The organism is Pseudomonas sp. REB1044 (assembly GCF_038813925.1).
Taxonomy (GTDB): domain Bacteria; phylum Pseudomonadota; class Gammaproteobacteria; order Pseudomonadales; family Pseudomonadaceae; genus Aquipseudomonas; species Aquipseudomonas boreofloridensis.
The window spans coordinates 4,531,960-4,555,496 of the sequence record NZ_CP046139.1 but is presented as its reverse complement, the minus strand read 5'-3'; the positions used below and the strand labels follow the sequence as shown (position 1 = coordinate 4,555,496).

Genomic DNA, 23,537 nt, shown 5'->3' with positions numbered 1-23,537 from the left:
TCACGCTCCTATCAAGGCTTGGCCGCAGACCCGCAGGTACTGGCCACTGACCGCGCCGGTGTCCGGCTGCGCCAGCCAGGCGACAGCCTCGGCAACATCCTGCGGGCGGCCACCCTGGCCGAGCGAGCTCAGCCTGCGGCCAGCCTCGCGCAAGCCCATGGGCATGGCGGCGGTCATGTGCGTCTCGATGAAGCCGGGCGCCACCGCGTTGATGCTGATGCCGCGCTCGCCCAGGGGCGCGGCCCAGGCCTGGGCCAGGCCGATCAGGCCGGCCTTGCTCGCCGCATAGTTGGCCTGGCCGCGATTGCCAGCGATGCCGCTGACCGAGGCCAGCAGCACGATGCGCGCATCGTCGTGCAACTGGCCGCCGTCGAGCAGTGCCTGGGTCAATTGCTGCGGAGCCTTGAGGTTGACGGCCATGACCGCATCCCAGTAGTCGGGGTCATGTTGGCCAGGGTCTTGTCGCGGGTGATGCCGGCGTTGTGCACCAGGATGTCCAGGCCGTCGGGCAGGGCCTGCTGCAACTGCGACGCGGCGTCGCTGGCACAGATGTCCAGGGCCAGCGCCTGCGCGCCGATGCGCGCGGCCAGGGCGTCGAGGTCTTTCTGTGCCGGCGGCACGTCCAGCAGGATCACCTGCGCACCGTCGCGGGCCAGGGTCTCGGCAATGGCAGCGCCGATGCCGCGTGCCGCGCCGGTGACCAGCGCGCGCTTGCCCGCCAGCGGCCGGGTCCAGTCCTGCACCTGACGAGCGCAGGCCTCCAGGCGCAGGACCTGGCCGGAGACGAACGCGCTCTTGGGCGATAGGAAGAAGCGCAGCGCGCCTTCGAGCTGATCGTCGGCCGCAGCGCCCACGTACAGCAACTGTGCCGTGCCACCATTGCGCAGCTCCTTGGCCAGCGAGCGATTGAACCCTTCCAGGGCGCGCTGGGCCACACGGGCCAGCGGGTCGTCGAGCTGCTCCGGGGCGCGCCCGAGAATCACCACCTTGGCGCACGGGCGAGGCTGCGCAGCAGCGGTTGAAAGAACGCGCGCAACTGCCCGAGCGCATCGCTGTCGGACAGATGACTGGCATCGAAGACCACCGCCTTGATCTTCGGCCCCAGACCAGCGACCCAGGCGGGGGATTGCAGATCAACACCTTCGAAGTGGTAGCACTCGTCGGTGAGTGCCGGGGCCAGGGCCTCGACGCGCCGCGCCAAGGGGCCTCCGCCGAGTACCAGGGCGCCCTCGATGGGTCGCAGGCGTCCGGCCTGCCAGCGTTCCAGTGCAGCCGGGCGGGGCAGGCCAAGGGCATCGACCAGGCGGCGGCCGAGCGTGGAGTTGGCGAAGCCGATATAGCGATCGCTCATGAGGCGGGTCTCCCTGAAGGCAAGCATGCAAGTGTGGACCTTAATTGCGCGCAGGTCGTTCGAATCCTCGAAAAAGCGCCTAGGCTGAGGCTTTGCCCAGTGGCGCGGCAGAATGCGCGACTCGATAAATTGGCTCAAATTGTTTCAGGAGAAATCAGCATGCAGTCACCTCGTCGCGTTGCGATCCTGGGCGGCAACCGTATTCCGTTCGCCCGCTCCAATGGCGCCTACGCCACCGCCAGCAACCAGGCGATGCTCACTGCGACGCTGGAAGGTCTGGTGGAGCGCTATCGGCTGCACGGGCTGCGCCTGGGCGAAGTGGTGGCCGGCGCGGTGCTCAAGCACTCGCGCGACCTGAGCCTGACCCGCGAATGCGTGCTCGGCTCGCGGCTGTCGCCGCAGACCCCCGCCTACGACATCCAGCAGGCCTGTGGTACAGGGCTGGAGGCTGCGCTGCTGGTGGCGAACAAGATCGCCCTCGGGCAGATCGACAGCGCCATCGCCGGCGGCGTGGACACCACTTCCGATGCACCGATAGCCCTCAACGAGGGTCTGCGCCGGGTGCTGCTGGAGGCCAACCGCGGTCGGCGACTGAGCGAGCGTCTGAAGCCGTTTCTCAAGCTGCGGCCGAGCTTTCTCAAACCCGAGTTCCCGCGCAATGGCGAGCCGCGCACCGGGCTGTCGATGGGCGAGCACTGCGAGCGCATGGCGCAGACCTGGCAGATCGAGCGCGCCGAGCAGGACGCACTGGCGCTGCGCAGTCACCAGCACATGGCCGAGGCTTATGACCAGGGTTGGCACGATGACCTGCTCACGCCCTACCTGGGGCTGACCCGCGACAACAACCTGCGGCCAGACCTCACCGCCGAGCAGTTGGCCAAGCTCAAGCCAGTGTTCGACAAAGGCCCCAAGGGCACCTTGACCGCTGGCAACTCCACCCCGCTCACCGATGGCGCCTCGCTGGTGCTGCTGGGCAGCGAGACCTGGGCCGAGCAGCAGGGATTGTCGGTGCTGGCCTATCTGGTGGACGGCGAGGCGGCCGCCGTGGACTTCGTCAAAGGTCGCGAAGGTCTGCTCATGGCGCCGGTGCATGCGGTGCCACGCCTGTTGGCGCGCAATGGCCTGAGCTTGCAGGACTTCGACTACTACGAAATCCACGAAGCCTTCGCCGCCCAGGTGCTGTGCACCCTCAAGGCCTGGGAGGACGAGCGCTACTGTCGTGAGGTGCTGGGGCTCGACGCGGCGCTGGGCGCCATCGACCGCAGCCGGCTCAACGTCAAGGGCAGCTCGCTGGCTGCCGGCCATCCGTTCGCCGCCACCGGTGGGCGGATTCTGGCGAACATGGCCAAGTTGCTGGCCAAGGCCGGCAAGGGTCGCGGACTGATCTCGATCTGCGCCGCGAGCGGGCAGGGGGTGACGGCGATCGTCGAGCGCTGAGGTGGTAACCTTTGGCCAAACCACGACAACAAGCCGCGCCATGCCGACCCCAGGTCCCCTCACTGCCCCCGTGCCATCCCCACGCTGCAGCGCTTGCCGCGGCCGCTGTACGCGCGCGCCGAAAGCCTCGGCGCGGGCTCCTGGACCCCGCGCCATCAACATGACTGGGCGCAGTTCTCCTACGCCATCAGTGGCGTGCTGGGCGTCTACACCAGCGATGGCAGCTACTTTGCTCCGCCGCAGTGGGGGGTGTGGATTCCGGCGGGTCTGGAGCACGAGGTGGTGACCTCGATGCAGGCGGAAATGCGCAGCCTTTATGTGCGTCGCGATGCCTGCACCTGGGGCGCCGATGCCTGCCAGGTGGTGGAGGTGACGCCCTTGGCGCGCGAGCTGATCAAGCAATTCTGCCAACTGCCGGCGGCCTATCCGGAAGGCGACACGGCCGAGGCCCGCCTGGTGGCGGTACTGCTCGACCAGTTGCAGACGCTGCCGCGCGTCGGCTTCTCGCTGCCGCTGCCGCGCCATCCCGGCCTGTTGGCGCTGTGCAATGCGCTGATCGCCGCGCCTGATCGAGCGCAGACCCTGCAGCAGTGGGCGCTGCAACTGGAGTGCTCGGACAAGACACTCATGCGCCTGTTCCAGCGCGAGACCGGCTTGAGTTTTCGCAACTGGCGTCAGCGCATGCGTCTGCTGTCGTCGCTGGCGCTGCTCGAAGCCGGGCACAGCGTCACCGAGGCGGCGCTGGGCTGTGGCTACGACTCCACCTCGGCCTACATTGCCGCCTTCAAGCAGTTGTTCGGTGCCACGCCAGGCGAACTGCGCCTCTGATCTTCAGGTCTTGAACCGGCGCACCAACGCATCCAGTTCGCTGGACAGGCCTTCCAGGCTTTGCGAGTCCTGCCGCGCCGCCTGCGCCAGTTCGGCCACCAACTGCGCATCGCCATGGATCTGGCTGATGTGGCGGTTGATGTCTTCGGCCACCTGGTGCTGCTCTTCAGCGGCGGTGGCGATCTGCGTATTCATGTCGCGGATGACGTCCACCGCCTCACGGATCTGACCGAAGCTGTCACGTGCCTCGCCGATGCGGCTGACCGACTGCTGCGACACGTCCAGGCTGGCATGCATCTGCGCAGCCACCTGGGCCGTACGGCTGGCCAGGTTGCCCAGCAAGCCGTCGATCTCGGCGGTGGAGTCGGCGGTGCGCTTGGCCAGGGCGCGCACTTCGTCGGCGACCACGGCGAAGCCGCGGCCCTGTTCGCCGGCACGGGCCGCTTCGATGGCGGCGTTGAGCGCCAGCAGGTTGGTCTGCTCGGCGATCGAGCGGATGGTGCCCAGAATCGACTGGATCGAATTGCTGTCACGCTCCAGTTGCTGCATCGACTGGGCGGACTGTTCGATCTCATGGCTCAGGCGATCGACGCTCTGCACCGCCGCGTCGATCTGCTGCTGACCCTGACGCGCCTGCTGCTGACCGCTGTCGGCCGATTGCGCAGCCTGGCTGCACGAGCGCGCCACTTCGTTGGCGGTGGCGACCATTTCGTGGAAGGCCGTGGAGACCATGTCCACCGCTTCGCGCTGGCGCCCGGCCGCCTCGGCCATGTCGCCGGACACCCGGGTAGAACTGGCCGAGGTGGCGAGAATCTTCCCGGCGGCGCCGCCGATGTGCTGGATCAGGCTGCGGATCGCGCCGAGGAACTGGTTGAACCAACTGGCCAACTGCGCGGTTTCGTCGTTGCCGCGCACGTCGAGGTTGCGGGTCAGGTCACCTTCGCCCTGGGCGATGCCTTCCAGGCCACTGCTGACACCGGTGATCGGCCGCACGATGAGCTTGGCGAAGGTGGCGCCGGCCACCGCGAACAGCGCGGCGAGCACCAGGGCGATGACGCCGATCTGCCAGGTCAGGCGGGTGGCGGCCTGCATGACCTCGTCCTGCTGGATCAGGCCGATGAAGGTCCAGCCCAACTGCTCGTCGACGTAGACGTTGGCCATGTACGGTTGGTCGTCGATACGCACCTGCACCAGACCCTTGTCGGCCTTGGCCAACTCGGCGTAGCCGCCGCCGAAGCTCTCCAACTGCTTGAAGTTATGGTTGGGATCGCGTGGGTCGACCAGCACGTTGCCGTTCTTTTCCACCAGCATCAGGTAGCCGCTTTCACCCAGCTTGATCTTCTTGACGATTTCGCTGAGGCCCTTGAGCGACACGTCGATATTGACCACGCCGCCAGGCGCGCCGAGTTGGTTGTTGACGGCGCGTACGGTGCCGATCAGCGCCAGGTCGTCGGCAGCCCAATAATAGGCGCCGGTGCGCACGGTCTTGCCGGGGTTGGCCATCGCCAGTTGATACCAGGGGCGCTGGCGTGGGTCGTAGTTGGTGTACTTCTGCCCAGCGGGCCAGCCGACATAACCGCCGTCGCTGACGCCGTAGGACACATAGGCGTAGGCCGGATGGGTTTCAGCCAGACGGGTGAAGGCGGCGAGCACCCGTTTGTCCTGCTCACCCAGTTCGGTGGGCGGGTTGGCGCTCATGAACTTGTTCAGGTTGCTGCCTGCGGCGCCGACCTGGGGCAGGGAGGCCAGGTAGTCGACGTTCTCGTCGATGCCCTGGAAGAACATGTTCATCGCATTGGCGACCTGGCGGATTTCCCGGCTGCTGCTGTCCAGGAAATCGTCCCGCGCGTCTTCGCGCAGGTTGAGTACCACCACGGCGGCAACGATGACGATGGGCAAGCCGGCAATGACGGCGAAGGCCCAGGTGAGTTTCTGCTTGATGTTCATTCGCGCTCCCGGATTTTTTCTTGTAGACGCATGGAACTGGTATCAAGGGCATCGGCAGGGCGCTGGTGTTTCTGAAGGAGTCTGTAGGAAAACTCCCAGTTTTAGGGGATGAAAGCGGCAGATGAGGCCGCTTCAGTCTTACCTGGCTAATATGGCATACCAAGTTACGTGCTTGAGGGCGCTCATTGGCAGCAACTGCCTTCATCCGCCAGGCCCTGGAGGATCGGACAGTCAGGTCGATCATCGCCATGGCAATGGGCGACCAACTCGCTGAGGGTGTCGCGCAGGCTCACCATTTCCTCGATCCGACGGTTCAGGTCCTCGATGTGCTGGGTCGCCAGCGCCTTCACGTCGGCGCTGGCGCGCTGGCGGTCCTGCCACAGCGCCAGCAGACGCGCGACCTCGTCCAGGGAGAAGCCCAGGTCGCGCGAGCGCTTGATGAAGTTCAAGCTGTGCAGGTCCTCCTGCTGGTAGAGGCGATAGCCGCTGTCGCTGCGCAGCGCGGGCTTGAGCAGGCCAATGGACTCGTAGTAGCGGATCATCTTGGCGCTGAGTCCGGTACGCCGGGCGGCCTGGCCGATGTTCATGGGGTCTCCTTGGCGGCGATGTCGCGCGGCTTCCAGGTCTTGAGCCAGAGGGCGTTGCTGACCACGCTGACGCTGGACAAGGCCATGGCGGCGCCGGCCAGCACCGGGTTGAGGTAACCGAAGGCGGCGAGGGGGATGCCAACCAGGTTATAGATGAAGGCCCAGAACAGGTTCTGACGAATATTGGCGTAGGTCTTGTGGCTGATTTCCAGCGCCGCCGGCACCAGGCGCGGGTCGCCGCGCATCAGGGTGATACCGGCGGCCTGCATGGCCACATCGGTGCCACCGCCCATGGCGATGCCGATGTCGGCGGCGGCCAGGGCGGGCGCGTCGTTGATGCCGTCCCCGACCATGGCCACTACGCCTTGCTGCTTCAATGCGTTGACGGTGGCCGCCTTGTCGGCCGGCAGCACTTCGGCGTGTACATCGTCGATGCCCAATGCTTGGGCAACCACCCGGGCGCTGCCGCGGTTGTCGCCCGTCAACAGGTGGCTGCTGATGCCTTGGGCATGCAAGGCGGCGATCGCCTGATCGGCGCCGGGCTTGAGGCTGTCGCCGAAGGCAAACAGGCCCAGCACCTGGCGCTGCGGCGAACACGCGATCAGCCACGACAACGTGCGGCCCTCGGCTTCCCAGGTGTTTGCCGGGGTCAGCAAGGGGCCCGGCTGCAATTCGCTCTCGTCGAGCAGGCGGCGGTTGCCCAGCGCCAGCACCCGGCCTTCGACCGTGCCCTGGATACCGCGTCCGGTCAGCGACTGGCTGTCACTGACCTGGGGAATGTCCAAGCCTTCCTCGCGTCCGGCCTCCAGGACGGCCTTGGCCAGCGGGTGCTCGCTGCCGCGTTGCAGGGCACCGGCCAGGCGCAGCAGGTCATGGTCGGCACCTGCCGCCGCCTGCGAATGAACTATGCGCGGGCTGCCGGAGGTGAGGGTGCCGGTCTTGTCGAACACCACGCGGTTCACCGCATGGGCGCGCTCCAGGGCTTCAGCGTCCTTGATCAGGATGCCGTGGCGGGCGGCTACGCCGGTGCCGGCCATGATCGCCGCTGGTGTCGCCAGGCCCAGGGCGCACGGGCAGGCGATCACCAGCACGGCGACGGCGTTGATCAGCGCGCTTTCCAGCGGCGCACCGGCCAGCCACCAGCCGACCAGGGTGATCAGCGCCAGTACCAGTACCGCCGGGACGAACACCTGGCTGACCCGATCCACCAGCTTCTGGATCGGCGCCTTGGCCGCTTGGGCATCCTCGACCAGGCGGATGATGCGTGCCAGTACCGTCTCCGTGCCCAACGCCTGGGTGCGCACCAGCAAGCGGCCTTCGCCGTTGATCGCTCCACCGGTGACGCTGTCGCCAGGCGCTTTGGCCACTGGCAGGCTTTCACCGCTTATCAGCGCCTCGTCGGCATGACTGCTGCCTTCGAGCACCTCGCCATCGACCGGAAAGCGCTCGCCTGGCTTGACCAGCACCTGGTCGCCCAGGCGCAACTGACTGATCGATACCTCCTCTTCACTGCCGTCGATCACCCGCACCGCGCGTTCCGGCCGCAGGGCTTCCAGGGCGCGGATGGCGCTGGCAGTCTGACGCTTGGCGCGGCTTTCCAGGTACTTGCCCAGCAGCACCAGAGCGATCACCACCGCCGAGGCCTCGAAATACAGATGCGGCTCCATTCCGGCCGGCGCCTGCGCCCATTGATAGAGGCTCAGGCCATAGCCGGCGCTGGTGCCCAGCGCGACCAGCAGGTCCATGTTGCCGGCGCCTGCGCGCACGGCTTTCCAGGCGGCCTTGTAGAAGCGTGCGCCGAGGATGAACTGCACCGGCGTGGCCAGCGCGAACTGCGCCCAGGCCGGCAGCATCCAGTGCAGGCCGAACGGTTGCACCAGCATCGGCAGCACCAGCGGCAGGGCCAGCAGCACGGCGGCGAGCACCGCCAGGCGCTCGCGGCGCAGGCGACGTTGAGCCTGGTGTCGGTCGTCGTGGGCATCGCGCGGCAGGCTGGCGCTGTAGCCGGCCTGTTCGACGGCGGCGATCAACGCCGCCTCGGCCGTGCCCGCCAGCACTTGCAGGTGAGCGCGTTCGCTGGCCAGGTTGACGCTGACCTGTTCGACACCCGGCAGTTTGGCCAGTGCCCGTTCGACGCGGCCCGCGCAACTGGCGCAGGTCATGCCGCCGATCTGCAGTTCCAGGGTGTGGGTCGGTACGCGGTAGCCGGCTTGACGCACGGCGTCGATCAACGCCGGCATGCTGCTGGCCGGGGCCTGGATGCGGGCCTGTTCGGTGGCCAGGTTGACACTGACCTGTGCAGCGCCGTCGACCTTTTGCAGGGCGCGTTCGACGCGGCCGACGCAGCTCGCACAGGTCATGCCGGCAATCGGCAGGTCGAAGGTGGTGGTTGCGGCCATGGCTTCTCTCCTTGATCAGGCCTGCAGCATCAACCTTGCCATGCGGGGAAGGTCAATACCCCAGGTCGGCTCGCTTGAGCTGCAGTCCATTCTGGCTCAAGGTAATGCGGTACTTGTTGATCTGACCGGCTTGCAGCATCAGTCGAGTGCTGCGCTGATCTTCCACGCCCGCGCCGCAGCCGGGGGCTTGGCCGGGCAGCAGGCGCAGGCGCACGTCCACCGGTCCTGGCGGTAGGTTGAAGGAGGTCGATTGTTCCTGGAAGACGCGCCCGGACAGTTGGTCGTTGAGGTACACGCCGATTTCGCAGCTGGTGGCCACTTCCAGACGTTCCCGGGAAATGATCAGCACGCTGTACTGCGCGTTGTCCTCGGCGCTGGCCGGCGGCACCATGGCCAACGCGCCCAAAAGTCCGACAACGCCCGCTGTTGCCCTGAACATGAAGAGTCTCCTGCTGGCTGACGATCTGCAAAAGCGCAGCTTGGCCGAGGTTGGCAAGGATTGCTACCCCGACCCGTCATCGAGGCACTTGACCTTGCCACCATGGCAAGGTCGAGACTGCGGCGAAATCCTCAGGAGGTAGCACCATGCATGTGTTCAATGTTCAAGGCATGACCTGCGGCCACTGCGTCAAGGCGGTGACCCAGGCGATTCAGACGGTGGATGCGGCAGCCCAGGTGGAGGTGGATCTGCCGGGCCGTCAGGTCAAGGTGCAGAGCGAATCGCCTGCCGAACGGATCGTCGCGGCGATCATGGAAGAGGGTTATCAGGCGCAGTTGGCCTGATAGTTCAGGGTGCGGTCGTACTGACGGTTCGCCATGCAGCGGCCGTGCCGTGCGGATTCAGGCCCGAATGGTATGGCGCAGAGCGCGTGGCACGTGAGTTCAGTGTCTGGAGGTTTTTCAGGTTTTGCTGGCATGGGCAGTCGGTGAATGTAGACTAGCTGTTTGCTTAGCCTGCTATGGATTCCTGATGAACCTGCGAATGGTGATGATTCTGGGCGCACTCAGTGCGTTCGGGCCCCTGGCTATCGATTTTTACCTGCCCGCTTTTCCGGCCATGGCACACGCCTTCGCGACCGACGAGCGGCAGATCCAGACGACCTTGGCCGTCTACTTCCTCGGGCTGTCGATCGGTCAGTTGGCCTATGGTCCCGCGGCGGATCGCTTCGGACGGCGCAAGCCGCTGTTGTTCGGCGTGGGGCTATTCACGCTGGCTTCACTGGCCTGCGCTTACGCGCCCAACCTTCAGACCCTGGTGATGGCGCGGTTCGTTCAGGCGCTTGGTGGCTGTGCGGGCATGGTGCTGTCGCGGGCCATCGTCAGTGACAAGTGCGATGCCGTGGCCTCGGCCAGGGTGTTCTCGCAACTCATGCTGGTCATGGGCCTCGCGCCGATCCTGGCGCCCATGCTGGGCGGTGTGCTGGTCAACGTCGCCGGCTGGCAGTCGATCTTCCTGTCGTTGAGCCTGTTCAGCGCAGCGGCGCTGCTGGCGGTGGTGTTGGGACTGCCGGAAAGCCTGCCGGCGCATGTGCCGCGTCAGCCGCTGTCCGGTGCGCTGCGCCAATACCTGCGGCTGGCGCGCGATCCGCTGTTCATCGGTCATGCGCTGACCGGTGGGGTCGCGATCGCCGGCATGTTCGCCTACATCGCCGGTTCTCCGTTCGTGTTCATCAAGCTTTATGGCGTGCCCGCCGAGCACTATGGCTGGCTGTTCGGCACCAACGCGGCGGGCTTCATCCTGGTCGCCCAGTTCAATGCGCGCCTACTGTCCAGACGCCCGCCGGGATGGCTGCTGGTGCGTGCGGTCTGGGTGTACCTGTCGGCAGGGCTGGCTTTGCTGATGATGTCGGCGTTGCATCCGGCGGCACTCTGGCCACTGTTGCTGCCGCTGTTCGTGTGTATCGCCAGCCTGGGCTGCATCATTCCCAATGCTTCGGCCTGCGCCATGAATGGGCAGGGTGCCCGGGCAGGCAGCGCCTCGGCTTTGCTGGGCTGCCTGCAATTCAGTGTCGCGGCAATGGCTGCGGCGCTGGTGGGTGTGCTGCATGACGGCAGCGCCGTGCCGATGTCGCTAGTGATCAGTCTGTGCGGCCTGCTGGTGGTCAGCGTCGCGCTGCTGACTCGACGCCGCCAGGCAAAGGCGCCGGCATGAGATTGTGGGGTGCATTCAGACGCGCCTGCAGCGAGGCGACGAAGGCGCGCGCCTCCACCTCGCTGCGGAATCCCACCACCTGTTGATCGAGCTGAACCTGCCAGGGGCAGGTCCGATGGTGATTCGAAGCACAGACGACAATCTTCATGGCGGCGTCCTCGTGTGGGTGTGACGGCGGGACATGAGTTTAGTCCGACTGAGGTGCACCGCCAGGCGCGGCACGCGAATGCTGACCGATGGTCATGGTCTGGCAGCTCGATGAACCTTCGCATTTGTATGCACTACTTATGGAAGGCGACTGTCGGCATTGTTCCTGGTCTACGAACCGATGCACGACCGCGAAGGCGCGTGTCCTTTGACGCAGAGCGAATGCCCCGAATTCCGACCTTCTTTCTATTTTTCCTACCTTGCAGAGGGTACTGCCACCCTCGTTCGCCGGGCTTCCCTATAGCCACCGGCTCCCTCTAGTGCAGGGGTTCTGGCGGCTTATACTTGCCCGCGCAGGCAATGCAGACAGAGCGATTTCCCTCTCAGACTGCAGTGCCGAACGTTGCGTCTGAACTCACCGGTCCCATGTGCCGCCACTGCGGGCGATGCTGGGTGCCATGGATGGCCATCGGACAAGAAACATGACTTTGCAGGGAGTGGATGGAGCATGAAAGCAGTCAGCAGTATCAGCCAGATCGCCGGCCTGATGGCCGAGCCCAAACGCAGTGCGATGCTCTGGGCCCTCATCGATGGCTCGGCCCGGCATGCAGACGAGTTGGCTTCGATGATAGGCGTGACACCTTCCTCGGCTTGTGCCCACCTGTCTCTATTGTCGTCTGCCGGTCTGTTGCGGCTGGAAGCGCGCGGGCGCAAGCGCTATTTCCGCCTGGCGACGCCTGAGGTGGTAGCGGCGGTCGAGGCTTTGGCCAGCGTGCAACTGGGCAGTCGCGCAGAGAACCTGGCCTCGATCAAGCCGCTGCAGGTGCCAGTGTCACTGCGCCGGGCGCGTCGGTGCGGCGATCACCTGGGCGGCGAGCTGGCGGCTGACCTGTACCGGCGCATGGCGTGTGCGGGGTGGTTGGAAGGCAGTCAATTGCAGGCCAGCGTCAGCGCCGAGGGACGTGTGCAACTGGCGCAGATCGGCGTCTACATCGATGCGCTGGCACCGCGCCAACGCGGCAGATGCGAAATCTGCCATTGCAGCGAATGGAGCGACAGCAGCGCCCATTTGGGCGGCGCGCTCGGCCAGGCGCTGCTCAGTCTGTTCCTGCAGTCGGGGTGGATACGCGAACAGGAGGGCACCCGCACCCTGAAGCTCTCGACACTCGGTGTGCAGGAAATCAATCGCATCGCCAATGTCCCGCCTTGCAGGTGGGTTGAACTGCAAGGCGGCCAGGTTCGAATCAGACCAGACGAGCGTCCAGACTGTTCTGCGCCAGGCGCTGTGCCTGGTCCTGAGTCATGCCTAGATGCTCGTGCAGCGCCATGAAGTTTTCGGTGACGTACCCCCCGAAATAGGCAGGGTCGTCCGAGTTGACGGTGACCTTCACGCCGCGCTCGAGCATGTCGAGGATGTTGTGCTGACCCATGTGCTCGAACACGCACAGCTTGGTATTGGACAGCGGGCAGACGGTCAGTGGGATCTGCTCGTCGATGATTCGCTGCATCAGGCGCTCGTCCTCGATGGCGCGCACGCCATGGTCGATGCGCTTGATCTTGAGCAGGTCGAGGGCTTCCCAGATGTACTCAGGAGGGCCTTCTTCACCGGCGTGGGCCACGGCCACGAAGCCTTCGCTGCGGGCGCGGTCGAATACGCGCTGGAATTTACTGGGAGGATGGCCTTTTTCCGAGCTGTCCAGGCCGACGGCGATGAATGCGTCACGGAAGGGCAATGCTTGGTCGAGGGTCTTGTGCGCCTCGTCTTCGCTCAGGTGGCGCAGGAAGCTGAGGATCAGGCCGCTACTGACGCCCAACTGCTCGCGGCCGTCCTTGAGGGCCTGGCCGATACCACCGAGCACGACCTCGAAGGGAATGCCCCGGTCGGTATGGGTCTGAGGGTCGAAAAACGGTTCGGTGTGGATCACATTCTGCGCTTTGCAGCGTTGCAGGTAGGCCCAGGTCAGGTCATAGAAATCCTGCTCGGTACGCAGTACGTCCGCACCTTGGTAATAGAGGTCGAGGAACTCTTGCAGGTTGTTGAAGGCGTAGGCACTGCGTAGCGCCTCCACATCCGTCCACGGCAGCGCGATCTTGTTGCGGGCAGCCAATGCGAACAGCAACTCGGGCTCCAGCGAACCCTCCAGATGCATGTGCAGTTCGGCCTTGGGCAAGGCGTTGAGCCAGTTGTACATGGGAAAACTCTCGAATCAGTCACGGTTGGCCGACATTCTACAGGCCTGGACGCGCTGCGACAGGCCGGGGGCTGACTGGCAACCCCCGGCCAGGCTCAGCCGTTGATCAAGGCGGCGGCGGCCTGGCGGTGGTCGGCGATCAGCTTCTGTACATCCAGTCCTTCGATCTGGCCATCGATCACCCGCCATTGCCCGGCCACCATCACCCGGTCCGCTCGGTCTGCCGCGCACAGCAGCAAGGCCGAGAGTGGGTCATGGCTGCCGGAGAAACGCAGTTCGTCGAGTTTGAACAGCGCCAGGTCGGCCTGCTTGCCGACGGCCAGTTCACCGATGTCATCCCTGCCCAGCAATTGTGCCGAGCCCCGGGTGGCCCAGTTCAGCGCCCGCTGCGGCGTGATCTGTTCGGCGCCGTAGCGCAGGCGCTGCAGATACAGGGCCTGGCGCGCTTCGAGGAGCATGTTGGAGGCATCGTTGGAGGCCGAGCCGTCCACGCCCAGGCCCACGATCGCGCCAGCGGCCTCCAAGTCCACCGTCGGGCAAATGCCCGAGGCCAAGCGCATGTTCGAACTCGGGCAATGGCATACGCCGGTGCCGGCGTCTGCGAGTCGAGAGATTTCCTCCGGGTTGAAATGGATGCCGTGGGCCAGCCAGGTGCGTGGGCCAAGCCAACCGACGCTGTCCAGATAGTCCACTGTGCGCAGCCCGAAGCGTTGCAGGCAGAAGTGTTCCTCGTCGAGGGTTTCGGCCAGGTGGGTATGCAGGCGCACGTCTAGTTCTTCGGCCAGGGCCGCGCTGGCGCGCATGATCTGCGGGGTGACGGAAAACGGTGAACACGGCGCCAGGGCGATCTGGATGCGCGCACCGTCACCTCGCTCGTGGTAGCGGTGGATAAGTCGCTGGCTGTCGGCCAGGATGGTTTCGCCTTGCTGTACGGTTTGCTGCGGTGGCAGGCCGCCGTCAGCCTGACCCAGGCTCATCGAGCCGCGGGTAAGCATGGCGCGCATGCCCAGTTTGCGTACCACCTCGACCTGAATGTCGATGGCGTGCTCCAATCCGTCGGGGAACAGATAGTGGTGATCGGCAGCGGTGGTGCAGCCTGAAAGCAGCAGTTCGGCCAAGGCGACTTCGCTGGCTAATGACAGGCTGGCTGGGGCCAGGCGTGCCCAGACCGGATAGAGGGTTTGCAACCAGGGAAACAACGGCTGGTTGACCACCGGCGCCCAGGCGCGGGTGAGGGTCTGGTAGAAGTGATGGTGGGTATTGATCAGGCCTGGCAGCACCACGTGTTGGCGGGCATCGAAGACCTGCTCGCAGGGCTGTTCGGGCTGTTCGCCCAAGGCCAGCAGTTGGCTGATGCGACCGCCTTCAATGACCAGACCGCCACGGGCATCGGCGTGGTTGGCAGTAAAAATGGCGAGGGGAGATTTCAACCAGGTACGGGTGGCAGGCATGACGCCGGCTCCTCTGAAAATGGGTTCAGGGTTAGCCAGCTCAGTGTTGTCCTGTCTGCTGATCCAGGTCCGCCGCAGGGCGAGGCATCGAGTCTACTGCCTCGCCCGGCGCCGTTCAATTCACCAGGTCAGGCTGTCGCCTTTGTAGTTGATGAAATGCAGGCCGCCGTGGCCGCTCTGTGCGTTGATCTGATCAAGCATGCCGCGCGTACTGGTGAACACGTCTATTTCGGCGTTCTCGCCGCCCATGTCGGTCTTCACCCAACCTGGATGCATGGCCACCACGCTCAAGTCGGAGCGCTGCAGCTCCACCACGAAGCTGTTGATCATCGAGTTCAAGGCGGCCTTGCTCGCCTTGTACAGGCAGATTTCATTACCGTCCGGGCTGGCCACGCTGCCCAGACCTGAGCTCATGAAGGCCAGCACGCCGGTGTCTTGCCGAATGTGCCCGACCAGGCGACGGGCCACGCGGATCGGTGCGACGGCATTGGTCATGAACAAGGCGCCAATGTCTTCGTTTTGAACAGCTTCCAGATCCTGGGGCAGAGGGCCCATGACGCCGGCGTTGATGAACAGCAGGTCGAACGTGTCGCCCTGCAGCCGCTGCGTGAGGCCGTCGAGCAGGGTGGTGTCATTCATTTCCAAGGACTCAATGCGCACCCCCGCAACGTCGGCCAGAGCGCCAGGTTTGTGCGCGTCACGCACGGTGGCGGTGACATTCCAGCCGTCCTCGCGCAGACGTTGTACCAGGCCAAGACCCAGCCCGCGAGACGCACCGATGATGAGGGCATGTTTGCTGGTGGACATAGGAGCTCCAAGATCGTTTGAACGAAGGGCGCAGGATACCTCAGGCCAGCACTCGCAGGGCAGCAACGGCAAGTGATCAAAAAATGATCGAAGTCCCGCATGCCTTGTGTTCAAAGGGGTGCAGGCTATTCGCGCACCGCTTATCCACAGGCTGCTCCACAATTATTGTGTGAAAGCAGGGTGGCGTTGAATGGCTCGGTCAATGGGGCGGCATGGGGATAAATACAGAAGTTTCAGTGGTTTGTGACTGTCATCAAATCGTGATCAAAATATGTACAGTTAGCTACAGCCATTGCAGGACTAGGTCTGCAGTGAAGTACCCCAAGCTTATCCACAGGCAGGCCAACAGTATTTGTGGGCAGCTTTCAGCAGCGCTCCAGGCGGATTCGGCCCCGACTCAGGTCTGCCAGTTGCCTAGCCAGGGTGCTGAGGTGCGCCTCGCCCAACGCCACGCGCAGATCGACGCCATTGGCGGTGAATTGTTCGTCCAGCACCAGACCCTCGACCTCCCCCAGGCGCAGTTTGAGCAGGGCTAGCTCGCTGAACGTGCAACTGCAGTTGAATTCGCTGCGCTGCACCAATTCGCGTTTCGGCGCCTGCTGCAGGCACTTGTTGGCACCGCCGCCGTAGGCACGCGCCAGGCCACCGGTGCCGAGCTGAATGCCGCCGTACCAGCGGATCACCAGCACCACGACCTGATCGCAGTCCTGGGCCTCGATGGCGGCAAGGATGGGCCGGCCAGCGGTGCCGCCCGGTTCGCCATCGTCGCTGCTGCGGTACTGGGGGCCGAGTTTCCAGGCCCAGCAGTTATGCGTTGCGGTCGGGTCACTGTGGCGCTCGATGAAGGTCATGGCGTCGGCCACGCTGGTGATCGGGCCGGCGAGGGTCACGAAGCGGCTTTTGCGGATGTCTTCGCGTAATTCGCAGACGTCGAGCAGAGTTGAGGGCATAGGTGGCGATCAGGCGGCCGCGGTGGTGATGCCGCAGCCTTTGAGAATGATGTGGATAAGATTGTTGCTGGCGTCTTCCATGTCCTGCTTGGTCAGGCGGCTGCGCCCGGTGACCTGGCAGATCTGGGTGGCGAAGTCGGCATAGTGCTGGGTGCTGCTCCAGAGCAGGAAAATCAGGTGTACCGGATCGACCGGATCCATCTTGCCGGCCTCGATCCAGGCCTGGAACACGGCAGCGCGGCCGCGGAACCATTCGCGGTAGTCGGCACTGAAGTAATCGGTCAGGCATTGTCCGCCGCTGATCACTTCCATGGCGAAGATCCGCGAGGCCTGAGGATTGCGCCGCGAATACTCCATCTTGGTGCGGATGTACTGGTCCAGCGCTTGGGCCGGATCGTCCTCGACGCTCAAGGCGTTGAAGGTGCTGTCCCATAATTCGATGATATTGCTCAGCACCGCGATGTACAGGCCGAGCTTGTTAGTGAAGTAGTAGTGCAGGTTGGCTTTGGGCAGGTTGGCCTTCAGCGCGATGGTGTTCATGCTGGTGCCCTTAAAACCATGGCGGGCGAACTCGTCTTCGGCCGCCTGGATGATGGCCTGTTCGTTCTTCTGGCGAATGCGGCCGGCGGGTTTGCCCGAGGCGGAGAGGCGGTGCGCAGGGACTTCAAGTGTCATGGACGATTCCGTACAGGTTCTGTGGGCAACGGCTGTCGGACAGATTACCTGCCTGTGCAGAAGTGACAAGCGTTAGCGCGTTGTCGCCAGGCGTTCGAGAAAGCTCTCCAATACCAGGTTGGGTCGACGTCCCTTGCGGGTGACCCAACTCAAGCTCAGGTCGTAGAAGCGCTGAGTGGGCTTGAGCGCACGCAAGCGCCCCTGCTGCACCCAGAACATGGCGTAGTGATCGGGCAGGTAGCCAATGTAGCGTCCGGTCAGGATGAGAAAGGCCATGCCTTCGCGATCCGAGGCGCTGGCGGTGCAGGTCAGCGCCTGGTAGTGCGCCTGGATGTCGGCCGGCAGACGGAACGTCGGCGCGATGGCTTCCTGGGCATTGAGCCGTGGATCGTCGATCTGCTGATCGTCGGCATAGAACAGGGGGTGGCCCACTGCGCAGTAGAGCAGCGAGCGCTCGCTGTAGAGCGGCTGATATTCCAGGCCGGACAGCGGGCTGGTCTGCGGTACCACGCCGACGTGCAGGCTGCCGTCCAATACGCCTTGCTCCACCTGGCTCGGCGCGATCATGCGGATCTGGATGCGCACGTCAGGACCGCGATTCTTGAGTTCGGCCAGGGCATGAGTGATGCGCATGTGTGGGAGGGTGACCAGGTTGTCCGTAAGACCGATGTTGAGCTCGCCGCGCAGGTGCTGGTGCAGGCCGTTGACTTCGGTGCGGAATGTTTCCAGTGCGCTGAGCAGTTGCAGCGCCGAGTGGTACACCTCGCGGCCTTCCTCGGTCAGCGAAAACCCGGCGCGTCCGCGCTGGCACAGGCGCAGGCCCAGGCGCTGCTCGAGGTCGTTCATTTGCTGGCTGATTGCCGAACGACCGATGCCCAACACGTTTTCGGCGGCCGAGAAGCCACCGCACTCGACCACGCTGCGGTAAATCTTCAGCAGGCGAATGTCGAAGTCGCTGACTTGAGCGAGGGGATCGGGGCGTCGGCTCATCTGTTTAGTCCGGGTCTGACTGAAGGTTAGAAATGTTGGCTTTTTCCGACTTTATCCTCATGCCAATGTAGCGGCAACAACACCCATCGTTGCCTATTCGTTTGCCGAGGAACCGCCGATGAACATGCCTGAAGCCGCGCCCACCGGTCTGGCCAGCCAGCTCAAGCTGGACGCCCACTGGATGCCGTACACCGCCAACCGCAATTTCCATCGCGATCCGCGCCTGATCGTCGCGGCTGACGGCAATCATCTGGTCGACGACAAGGGACGGCGCATCTTCGACGCACTGTCGGGCCTGTGGACCTGTGGCGCAGGGCACACGCGCAAGGAAATCGCCGACGCCGTGTCGCGCCAGATGAGCGTGCTCGACTACTCACCGGCCTTCCAGTTCGGTCATCCGCTGTCGTTCCAGTTGGCGGAAAAGATCGCCGAGCTGACGCCAGGCGATCTGAACCACACCTTCTATACCAACTCCGGCTCCGAATGTGCCGATACGGCGCTGAAGATGGTGCGTGCCTACTGGCGCCTGAAGGGCCAGGCCAGCAAGACCAAGATCATCGGCCGTGCCCGCGGTTACCACGGCGTCAACATCGCCGGTACCAGCCTGGGCGGGGTCAACGGCAACCGCAAGATGTTCGGCCAGTTGCTGGATGTCGATCATTTGCCTCACACCGTGTTGCCGGTCAATGCCTTCTCCCGTGGTCTGCCGGAAGAGGGGGGTATTGCCCTGGCCGACGAGATGCTCAAGCTGATCGAGCTGCACGATGCCTCGAACATCGCTGCCGTGATCGTCGAGCCGCTGGCCGGCTCTGCCGGTGTGCTGCCGCCGCCGAAGGGTTATCTGAAGCGTCTGCGTGAAATCTGCACCCAGCACAACATCCTGCTGATCTTCGACGAAGTGATCACCGGCTTTGGTCGTATGGGGGCGATGACAGGCGCTGAAGCGTTTGGCGTGACCCCGGACCTGATGTGCATTGCCAAACAGGTCACCAACGGCGCGATTCCAATGGGCGCCGTGGTCGCCAGCAGTGAGATCTACCAGACCTTCATGAATCAGCCGACCCCGGAATATGCGGTGGAATTCCCCCACGGCTATACCTACTCCGCTCACCCGGTAGCTTGCGCGGCCGGTATCGCGGCGCTGGACCTGCTGCAGAAGGAAAACCTGGTGCAGGCCTCGGCCGAGCTCGCCCCGCACTTCGAGCAGTTGCTGCATGGGCTCAAAGGCAGCAAGAACGTGGTGGACATCCGCAACTATGGCCTGGCTGGCGCGATTCAGATCGCTGCCCGCGACGGCGATGCGATCGTGCGTCCCTACGAGACTGCCATGAAGCTGTGGAAGGCTGGATTCTATGTGCGCTTCGGCGGCGACACCTTGCAGTTCGGGCCGACCTTCAATACTCAGCCACACGAACTGGACCGTCTGTTCGATGCGGTAGGTGAAACGCTGAATCAGATCGACTGATCTTTCCGACTTTGAGGACACGCGCTTCGGGCGCCTGTCTTTCCCTTCTTTATCTGGAGTCTCGCATGAGCATCGTTCAGCACCTGATCAACGGTGAGCTGGTTTCCAAAGGCGGCCGCACCGCCGACGTCTTCAATCCCTCCACAGGGCAGGCCACGCGCAAGGTCGAATTGGCCAGTCGCGCGACCATCCAGGATGCCATCGACGCGGCCAAGGCCGCGTTTCCGGCCTGGCGCAACACGCCGCCGGCCAAGCGTGCCCAGGTCATGTTCCGTTTCAAGCAGTTGCTGGAGCAGAACGAAGCCCGCATCTCGCAGATGATCAGTGAAGAGCACGGCAAGACCCTGGAAGATGCGGCCGGCGAACTCAAGCGCGGTATCGAGAACGTCGAGTTCGCCTGTGCAGCGCCGGAGCTGCTCAAGGGCGAGTACAGCCGTAACGTCGGCCCGAACATCGACGCATGGTCTGACTTCCAGCCGTTGGGCATCGTGGCGGGTATCACACCGTTCAACTTCCCGGCCATGGTGCCCCTGTGGATGTATCCGCTGGCCATCGTCTGCGGCAACGCGTTCATCCTCAAACCGTCGGAGCGTGATCCCAGCTCGACGCTGTACATCGCGCAATTGCTGCAGGAAGCCGGGCTGCCCAAAGGCATCCTCAATGTGGTGCACGGTGACAAGGAAGCGGTGGACGCGCTGATCGAGGCGCCAGAGGTCAAGGCCCTGAGCTTCGTGGGCTCGACGCCGATCGCCGAGTACATCTATGCCGAAGGCACCAAGCGCGGCAAGCGTGTGCAAGCCCTGGGCGGGGCGAAGAACCATGCGGTGCTGATGCCCGATGCTGAACTGGACAACGCCGTCAGTGCCTTGATGGGCGCGGCCTATGGTTCGTGCGGCGAGCGCTGCATGGCGATTTCGGTGGCCGTGTGCGTGGGTGACCAGGTCGCCGATGCACTGATCGCCAAGCTCGAACCGCAGATCAAGGCGCTGAAGATCGGTGCCGGTACCTCCTGTGGCCTGGACATGGGGCCGTTGGTCACCGCAGCGGCTCGCGACAAAGTCGTGGGCTACATCGACGATGGCTTGGCGGCTGGCGCCAAGCTGGTGGTGGACGGTCGCGGCTTGCGGGTGTCTGGCAACGAGGATGGTTACTTCGTTGGCGGTACGTTGTTCGATCACGTCACGCCCGAGATGCGTATCTATAAGGAAGAGATCTTCGGGCCGGTGCTGTGCGTGGTGCGGGTGAGCAGCCTGGAAGAGGCCATGCAACTGATCAATGAGCATGAGTACGGTAATGGCACCTGCATCTTCACCCGGGACGGTGAGGCGGCGCGCTTGTTCTGCGACGAGATCGAGGTGGGGATGGTCGGGGTCAACGTGCCGCTGCCGGTGCCGGTGAGCTATCACAGTTTCGGCGGCTGGAAGCGCTCGCTGTTCGGTGACTTGCATGCCTATGGGCCGGATGGCGTGCGCTTCTACACCCGTCGTAAGGCCATCACCCAGCGTTGGCCACAGCGCAAGAGCCACGAGGCTTCGCAGTTCGCGTTTCCGAGCTTGTAATACTGCAGGTGAATAGCGGGGCGGCCGAGAGGCTGCCCCGCTTTGTTTCAACTATTTGAATTTATTTGAAATTAAGCCTTGACCGCTGTTCAGATCCCCTTATAATGCGCCCCACTTCCGCAGCAAACGGAACGCGAAACTCCTTGAGAATCAACGAGTTAATCGAGTTCGGTGCGGTGCGAAGGGCTTCGATCCTCGGGTTGAAAGCGGTGAAAAAGGCAGTTGACAGCATCGAATGGTGCTGTATGATTCGCCTCCCGCTACGAGAGATCGCAGCGAGTCAAGTGTTTGAAGCTAAACGAGTTTCTCGGAAAGAACTTCAAAATAAACGCTTGACACGAAGTAAGGCTGCTGTAGAATGCGCGGCCTCGGTTGAGACGAAGCGCTCTTAGCCAAACGCTCTTTAACAAATCGAATCAAGCAATTCGTGTGGGTGCTTGTGAGTATGGACTGATCGTCGCCTAGATTATCAGCATCACAAGTGGCCATGCGAGAAATCACATAGTCATTTGAGATTGCTGAGCCAAGTTTAGGGTTTCTTAAAAACCCAAGCAGTATTGAACTGAAGAGTTTGATCATGGCTCAGATTGAACGCTGGCGGCAGGCCTAACACATGCAAGTCGAGCGGATGAGAGGAGCTTGCTTCTCGATTCAGCGGCGGACGGGTGAGTAATGCCTAGGAATCTGCCTGGTAGTGGGGGACAACGTTTCGAAAGGAACGCTAATACCGCATACGTCCTACGGGAGAAAGCAGGGGACCTTCGGGCCTTGCGCTATCAGATGAGCCTAGGTCGGATTAGCTAGTTGGTGAGGTAATGGCTCACCAAGGCGACGATCCGTAACTGGTCTGAGAGGATGATCAGTCACACTGGAACTGAGACACGGTCCAGACTCCTACGGGAGGCAGCAGTGGGGAATATTGGACAATGGGCGAAAGCCTGATCCAGCCATGCCGCGTGTGTGAAGAAGGTCTTCGGATTGTAAAGCACTTTAAGTTGGGAGGAAGGGTTGTAGATTAATACTCTGCAATTTTGACGTTACCGACAGAATAAGCACCGGCTAACTCTGTGCCAGCAGCCGCGGTAATACAGAGGGTGCAAGCGTTAATCGGAATTACTGGGCGTAAAGCGCGCGTAGGTGGTTTGTTAAGTTGGATGTGAAAGCCCCGGGCTCAACCTGGGAACTGCATCCAAAACTGGCAAGCTAGAGTACGGTAGAGGGTGGTGGAATTTCCTGTGTAGCGGTGAAATGCGTAGATATAGGAAGGAACACCAGTGGCGAAGGCGACCACCTGGACTGATACTGACACTGAGGTGCGAAAGCGTGGGGAGCAAACAGGATTAGATACCCTGGTAGTCCACGCCGTAAACGATGTCAACTAGCCGTTGGAATCCTTGAGATTTTAGTGGCGCAGCTAACGCATTAAGTTGACCGCCTGGGGAGTACGGCCGCAAGGTTAAAACTCAAATGAATTGACGGGGGCCCGCACAAGCGGTGGAGCATGTGGTTTAATTCGAAGCAACGCGAAGAACCTTACCAGGCCTTGACATGCAGAGAACTTTCTAGAGATGGATTGGTGCCTTCGGGAACTCTGACACAGGTGCTGCATGGCTGTCGTCAGCTCGTGTCGTGAGATGTTGGGTTAAGTCCCGTAACGAGCGCAACCCTTGTCCTTAGTTACCAGCACGTTATGGTGGGCACTCTAAGGAGACTGCCGGTGACAAACCGGAGGAAGGTGGGGATGACGTCAAGTCATCATGGCCCTTACGGCCTGGGCTACACACGTGCTACAATGGTCGGTACAGAGGGTTGCCAAGCCGCGAGGTGGAGCTAATCTCACAAAACCGATCGTAGTCCGGATCGCAGTCTGCAACTCGACTGCGTGAAGTCGGAATCGCTAGTAATCGCGAATCAGAATGTCGCGGTGAATACGTTCCCGGGCCTTGTACACACCGCCCGTCACACCATGGGAGTGGGTTGCACCAGAAGTAGCTAGTCTAACCTTCGGGGGGACGGTTACCACGGTGTGATTCATGACTGGGGTGAAGTCGTAACAAGGTAGCCGTAGGGGAACCTGCGGCTGGATCACCTCCTTAATCGAAGACATCAGCCTGCTGATGAGCTCCCACACGAATTGCTTGATTCATTGTGAAAAGACGATGCTGTAACGCGACCCTGTTATAGGTCTGTAGCTCAGTTGGTTAGAGCGCACCCCTGATAAGGGTGAGGTCGGCAGTTCAAATCTGCCCAGACCTACCAATTACTTGGTGCGGCCTACGAGATGTAGCAGATACACGGGGCCATAGCTCAGCTGGGAGAGCGCCTGCCTTGCACGCAGGAGGTCAGCGGTTCGATCCCGCTTGGCTCCACCACCTTTGTACAGCACTGTTAGAACTCAGAAATGAGCATTCGCGCGTCGCGTTGACGCCGCGTTGGAATGTTGATTTCTGGCTTTTGCCAGATCGTTCTTTAAAAATTCGGATATGTGATAGATACAGACTGATGACCAGTTTCACTGCTGGACATCAGGCTGAGGTAAAATTTGTGAGTTCTGCTCGAAAGAGCGACGTGCGAATTTTCGGCGAATGTCGTCTTCACAG

General features: G+C 62.9%; 17 protein-coding genes, 2 tRNA genes, 1 rRNA gene and 2 pseudogenes. 10 read left to right on the top strand and 12 right to left on the bottom strand.

The features are described from left to right. Positions 1-1,351, bottom strand: a pseudogene (locus GKC70_RS20730) (3-oxoacyl-ACP reductase). Positions 1,352-1,510: 159 nt separating this feature from the next. Between GKC70_RS20730 and GKC70_RS20725 the strand changes: the two are divergent. Next, positions 1,511-2,788, top strand: coding sequence for an acetyl-CoA C-acetyltransferase (locus GKC70_RS20725; RefSeq protein WP_342649772.1), 1,278 nt, complete (start codon positions 1,511-1,513; stop codon positions 2,786-2,788). A gap of 84 nt (positions 2,789-2,872) precedes the next feature. Then, on the top strand, positions 2,873-3,616 hold the full coding sequence (locus tag GKC70_RS20720; protein WP_342651558.1) for a helix-turn-helix transcriptional regulator: 744 nt from the start codon (positions 2,873-2,875) through the stop codon (positions 3,614-3,616). Positions 3,617-3,619: 3 nt separating this feature from the next. Here the strand turns inward: GKC70_RS20720 and GKC70_RS20715 are convergent, their stop codons facing one another. The 4 genes from GKC70_RS20715 to GKC70_RS20700 all read right to left on the bottom strand — a co-directional run bounded on the left by GKC70_RS20715 (position 3,620) and on the right by GKC70_RS20700 (position 8,988). Next, positions 3,620-5,563 (bottom strand): methyl-accepting chemotaxis protein, encoded by a 1,944-nt coding sequence (locus GKC70_RS20715; RefSeq protein WP_342649771.1) that lies wholly within the window; start codon positions 5,561-5,563, stop codon positions 3,620-3,622. Between the two features lie 182 nt (positions 5,564-5,745). Continuing rightward, on the bottom strand, positions 5,746-6,150 hold the full coding sequence (cueR, locus tag GKC70_RS20710) for a Cu(I)-responsive transcriptional regulator (RefSeq protein WP_304485181.1): 405 nt from the start codon (positions 6,148-6,150) through the stop codon (positions 5,746-5,748). Continuing rightward, the gene (locus GKC70_RS20705) at positions 6,147-8,549 is read right to left on the bottom strand and encodes a heavy metal translocating P-type ATPase (RefSeq protein ID WP_342649770.1); all 2,403 of its coding nucleotides are present in this window, start codon (positions 8,547-8,549) and stop codon (positions 6,147-6,149) included. The genes cueR and GKC70_RS20705 overlap by 4 nt, the downstream gene beginning before the upstream one ends. A gap of 52 nt (positions 8,550-8,601) precedes the next feature. Next, complete coding sequence (locus GKC70_RS20700; protein ID WP_342649769.1) at positions 8,602-8,988, bottom strand: hypothetical protein; 387 nt, start codon at positions 8,986-8,988, stop codon at positions 8,602-8,604. Between the two features lie 146 nt (positions 8,989-9,134). On the opposite strand from GKC70_RS20700, the gene GKC70_RS20695 reads away from it, so the two are divergent. Beyond that, positions 9,135-9,332 (top strand): heavy-metal-associated domain-containing protein, encoded by a 198-nt coding sequence (locus GKC70_RS20695; protein ID WP_342649768.1) that lies wholly within the window; start codon positions 9,135-9,137, stop codon positions 9,330-9,332. 187 nt (positions 9,333-9,519) lie between these two features. Further along, complete coding sequence (locus tag GKC70_RS20690) at positions 9,520-10,701, top strand: multidrug effflux MFS transporter (protein ID WP_342649767.1); 1,182 nt, start codon at positions 9,520-9,522, stop codon at positions 10,699-10,701. Here the strand turns inward: GKC70_RS20690 and GKC70_RS20685 are convergent. Next, positions 10,652-10,849 carry a hypothetical protein gene (locus GKC70_RS20685; RefSeq protein WP_342649766.1) on the bottom strand — a complete coding sequence of 66 codons (198 nt, stop codon included), beginning with the start codon at positions 10,847-10,849 and terminating at the stop codon, positions 10,652-10,654. The two genes, GKC70_RS20690 and GKC70_RS20685, sit on opposite strands and share 50 nt — an antisense overlap. Before the next feature lie 507 nt (positions 10,850-11,356). Between GKC70_RS20685 and GKC70_RS20680 the strand changes: the two are divergent. Then, a pseudogene (locus GKC70_RS20680) lies at positions 11,357-12,049 on the top strand (helix-turn-helix transcriptional regulator); the annotation flags it as partial. A 43-nt stretch (positions 12,050-12,092) separates the two neighbouring features. Here the strand turns inward: GKC70_RS20680 and GKC70_RS20675 are convergent. From GKC70_RS20675 to GKC70_RS20650, 6 genes are all read right to left on the bottom strand, one after another. Beyond that, positions 12,093-13,040 carry an adenosine deaminase gene (locus GKC70_RS20675; RefSeq protein ID WP_029615217.1) on the bottom strand — a complete coding sequence of 316 codons (948 nt, stop codon included), beginning with the start codon at positions 13,038-13,040 and terminating at the stop codon, positions 12,093-12,095. 95 nt (positions 13,041-13,135) lie between these two features. Then, positions 13,136-14,491, bottom strand: coding sequence for an 8-oxoguanine deaminase (locus GKC70_RS20670; protein ID WP_342649765.1), 1,356 nt, complete (start codon positions 14,489-14,491; stop codon positions 13,136-13,138). 120 nt (positions 14,492-14,611) lie between these two features. Then, complete coding sequence (locus GKC70_RS20665) at positions 14,612-15,298, bottom strand: SDR family oxidoreductase (RefSeq protein ID WP_342649764.1); 687 nt, start codon at positions 15,296-15,298, stop codon at positions 14,612-14,614. Positions 15,299-15,663: 365 nt separating this feature from the next. After that, the gene (locus GKC70_RS20660; RefSeq protein WP_342649763.1) at positions 15,664-16,248 is read right to left on the bottom strand and encodes a YigZ family protein; all 585 of its coding nucleotides are present in this window, start codon (positions 16,246-16,248) and stop codon (positions 15,664-15,666) included. Between the two features lie 9 nt (positions 16,249-16,257). Next, positions 16,258-16,923: a TetR/AcrR family transcriptional regulator gene (locus GKC70_RS20655; protein ID WP_039583032.1), complete on the bottom strand. Its 666-nt coding sequence runs from the start codon at positions 16,921-16,923 to the stop codon at positions 16,258-16,260. A gap of 72 nt (positions 16,924-16,995) precedes the next feature. Next, positions 16,996-17,913 (bottom strand): LysR family transcriptional regulator, encoded by a 918-nt coding sequence (locus GKC70_RS20650; RefSeq protein ID WP_342649762.1) that lies wholly within the window; start codon positions 17,911-17,913, stop codon positions 16,996-16,998. 118 nt (positions 17,914-18,031) lie between these two features. On the opposite strand from GKC70_RS20650, the gene GKC70_RS20645 reads away from it, so the two are divergent. From GKC70_RS20645 to GKC70_RS20625, 5 genes are all read left to right on the top strand, one after another. Next, complete coding sequence (locus tag GKC70_RS20645; RefSeq protein WP_029612533.1) at positions 18,032-19,378, top strand: aspartate aminotransferase family protein; 1,347 nt, start codon at positions 18,032-18,034, stop codon at positions 19,376-19,378. A 65-nt stretch (positions 19,379-19,443) separates the two neighbouring features. Continuing rightward, positions 19,444-20,937, top strand: coding sequence for a CoA-acylating methylmalonate-semialdehyde dehydrogenase (locus tag GKC70_RS20640; protein ID WP_116887527.1), 1,494 nt, complete (start codon positions 19,444-19,446; stop codon positions 20,935-20,937). A 559-nt stretch (positions 20,938-21,496) separates the two neighbouring features. Further along, positions 21,497-23,033, top strand: a 16S ribosomal RNA gene (locus tag GKC70_RS20635). Positions 23,034-23,119: 86 nt separating this feature from the next. Next, positions 23,120-23,196 (top strand) — tRNA-Ile (locus GKC70_RS20630). A 37-nt stretch (positions 23,197-23,233) separates the two neighbouring features. Beyond that, a tRNA-Ala gene (locus GKC70_RS20625) sits at positions 23,234-23,309 on the top strand. Positions 23,310-23,537: the final 228 nt, after the last annotated feature.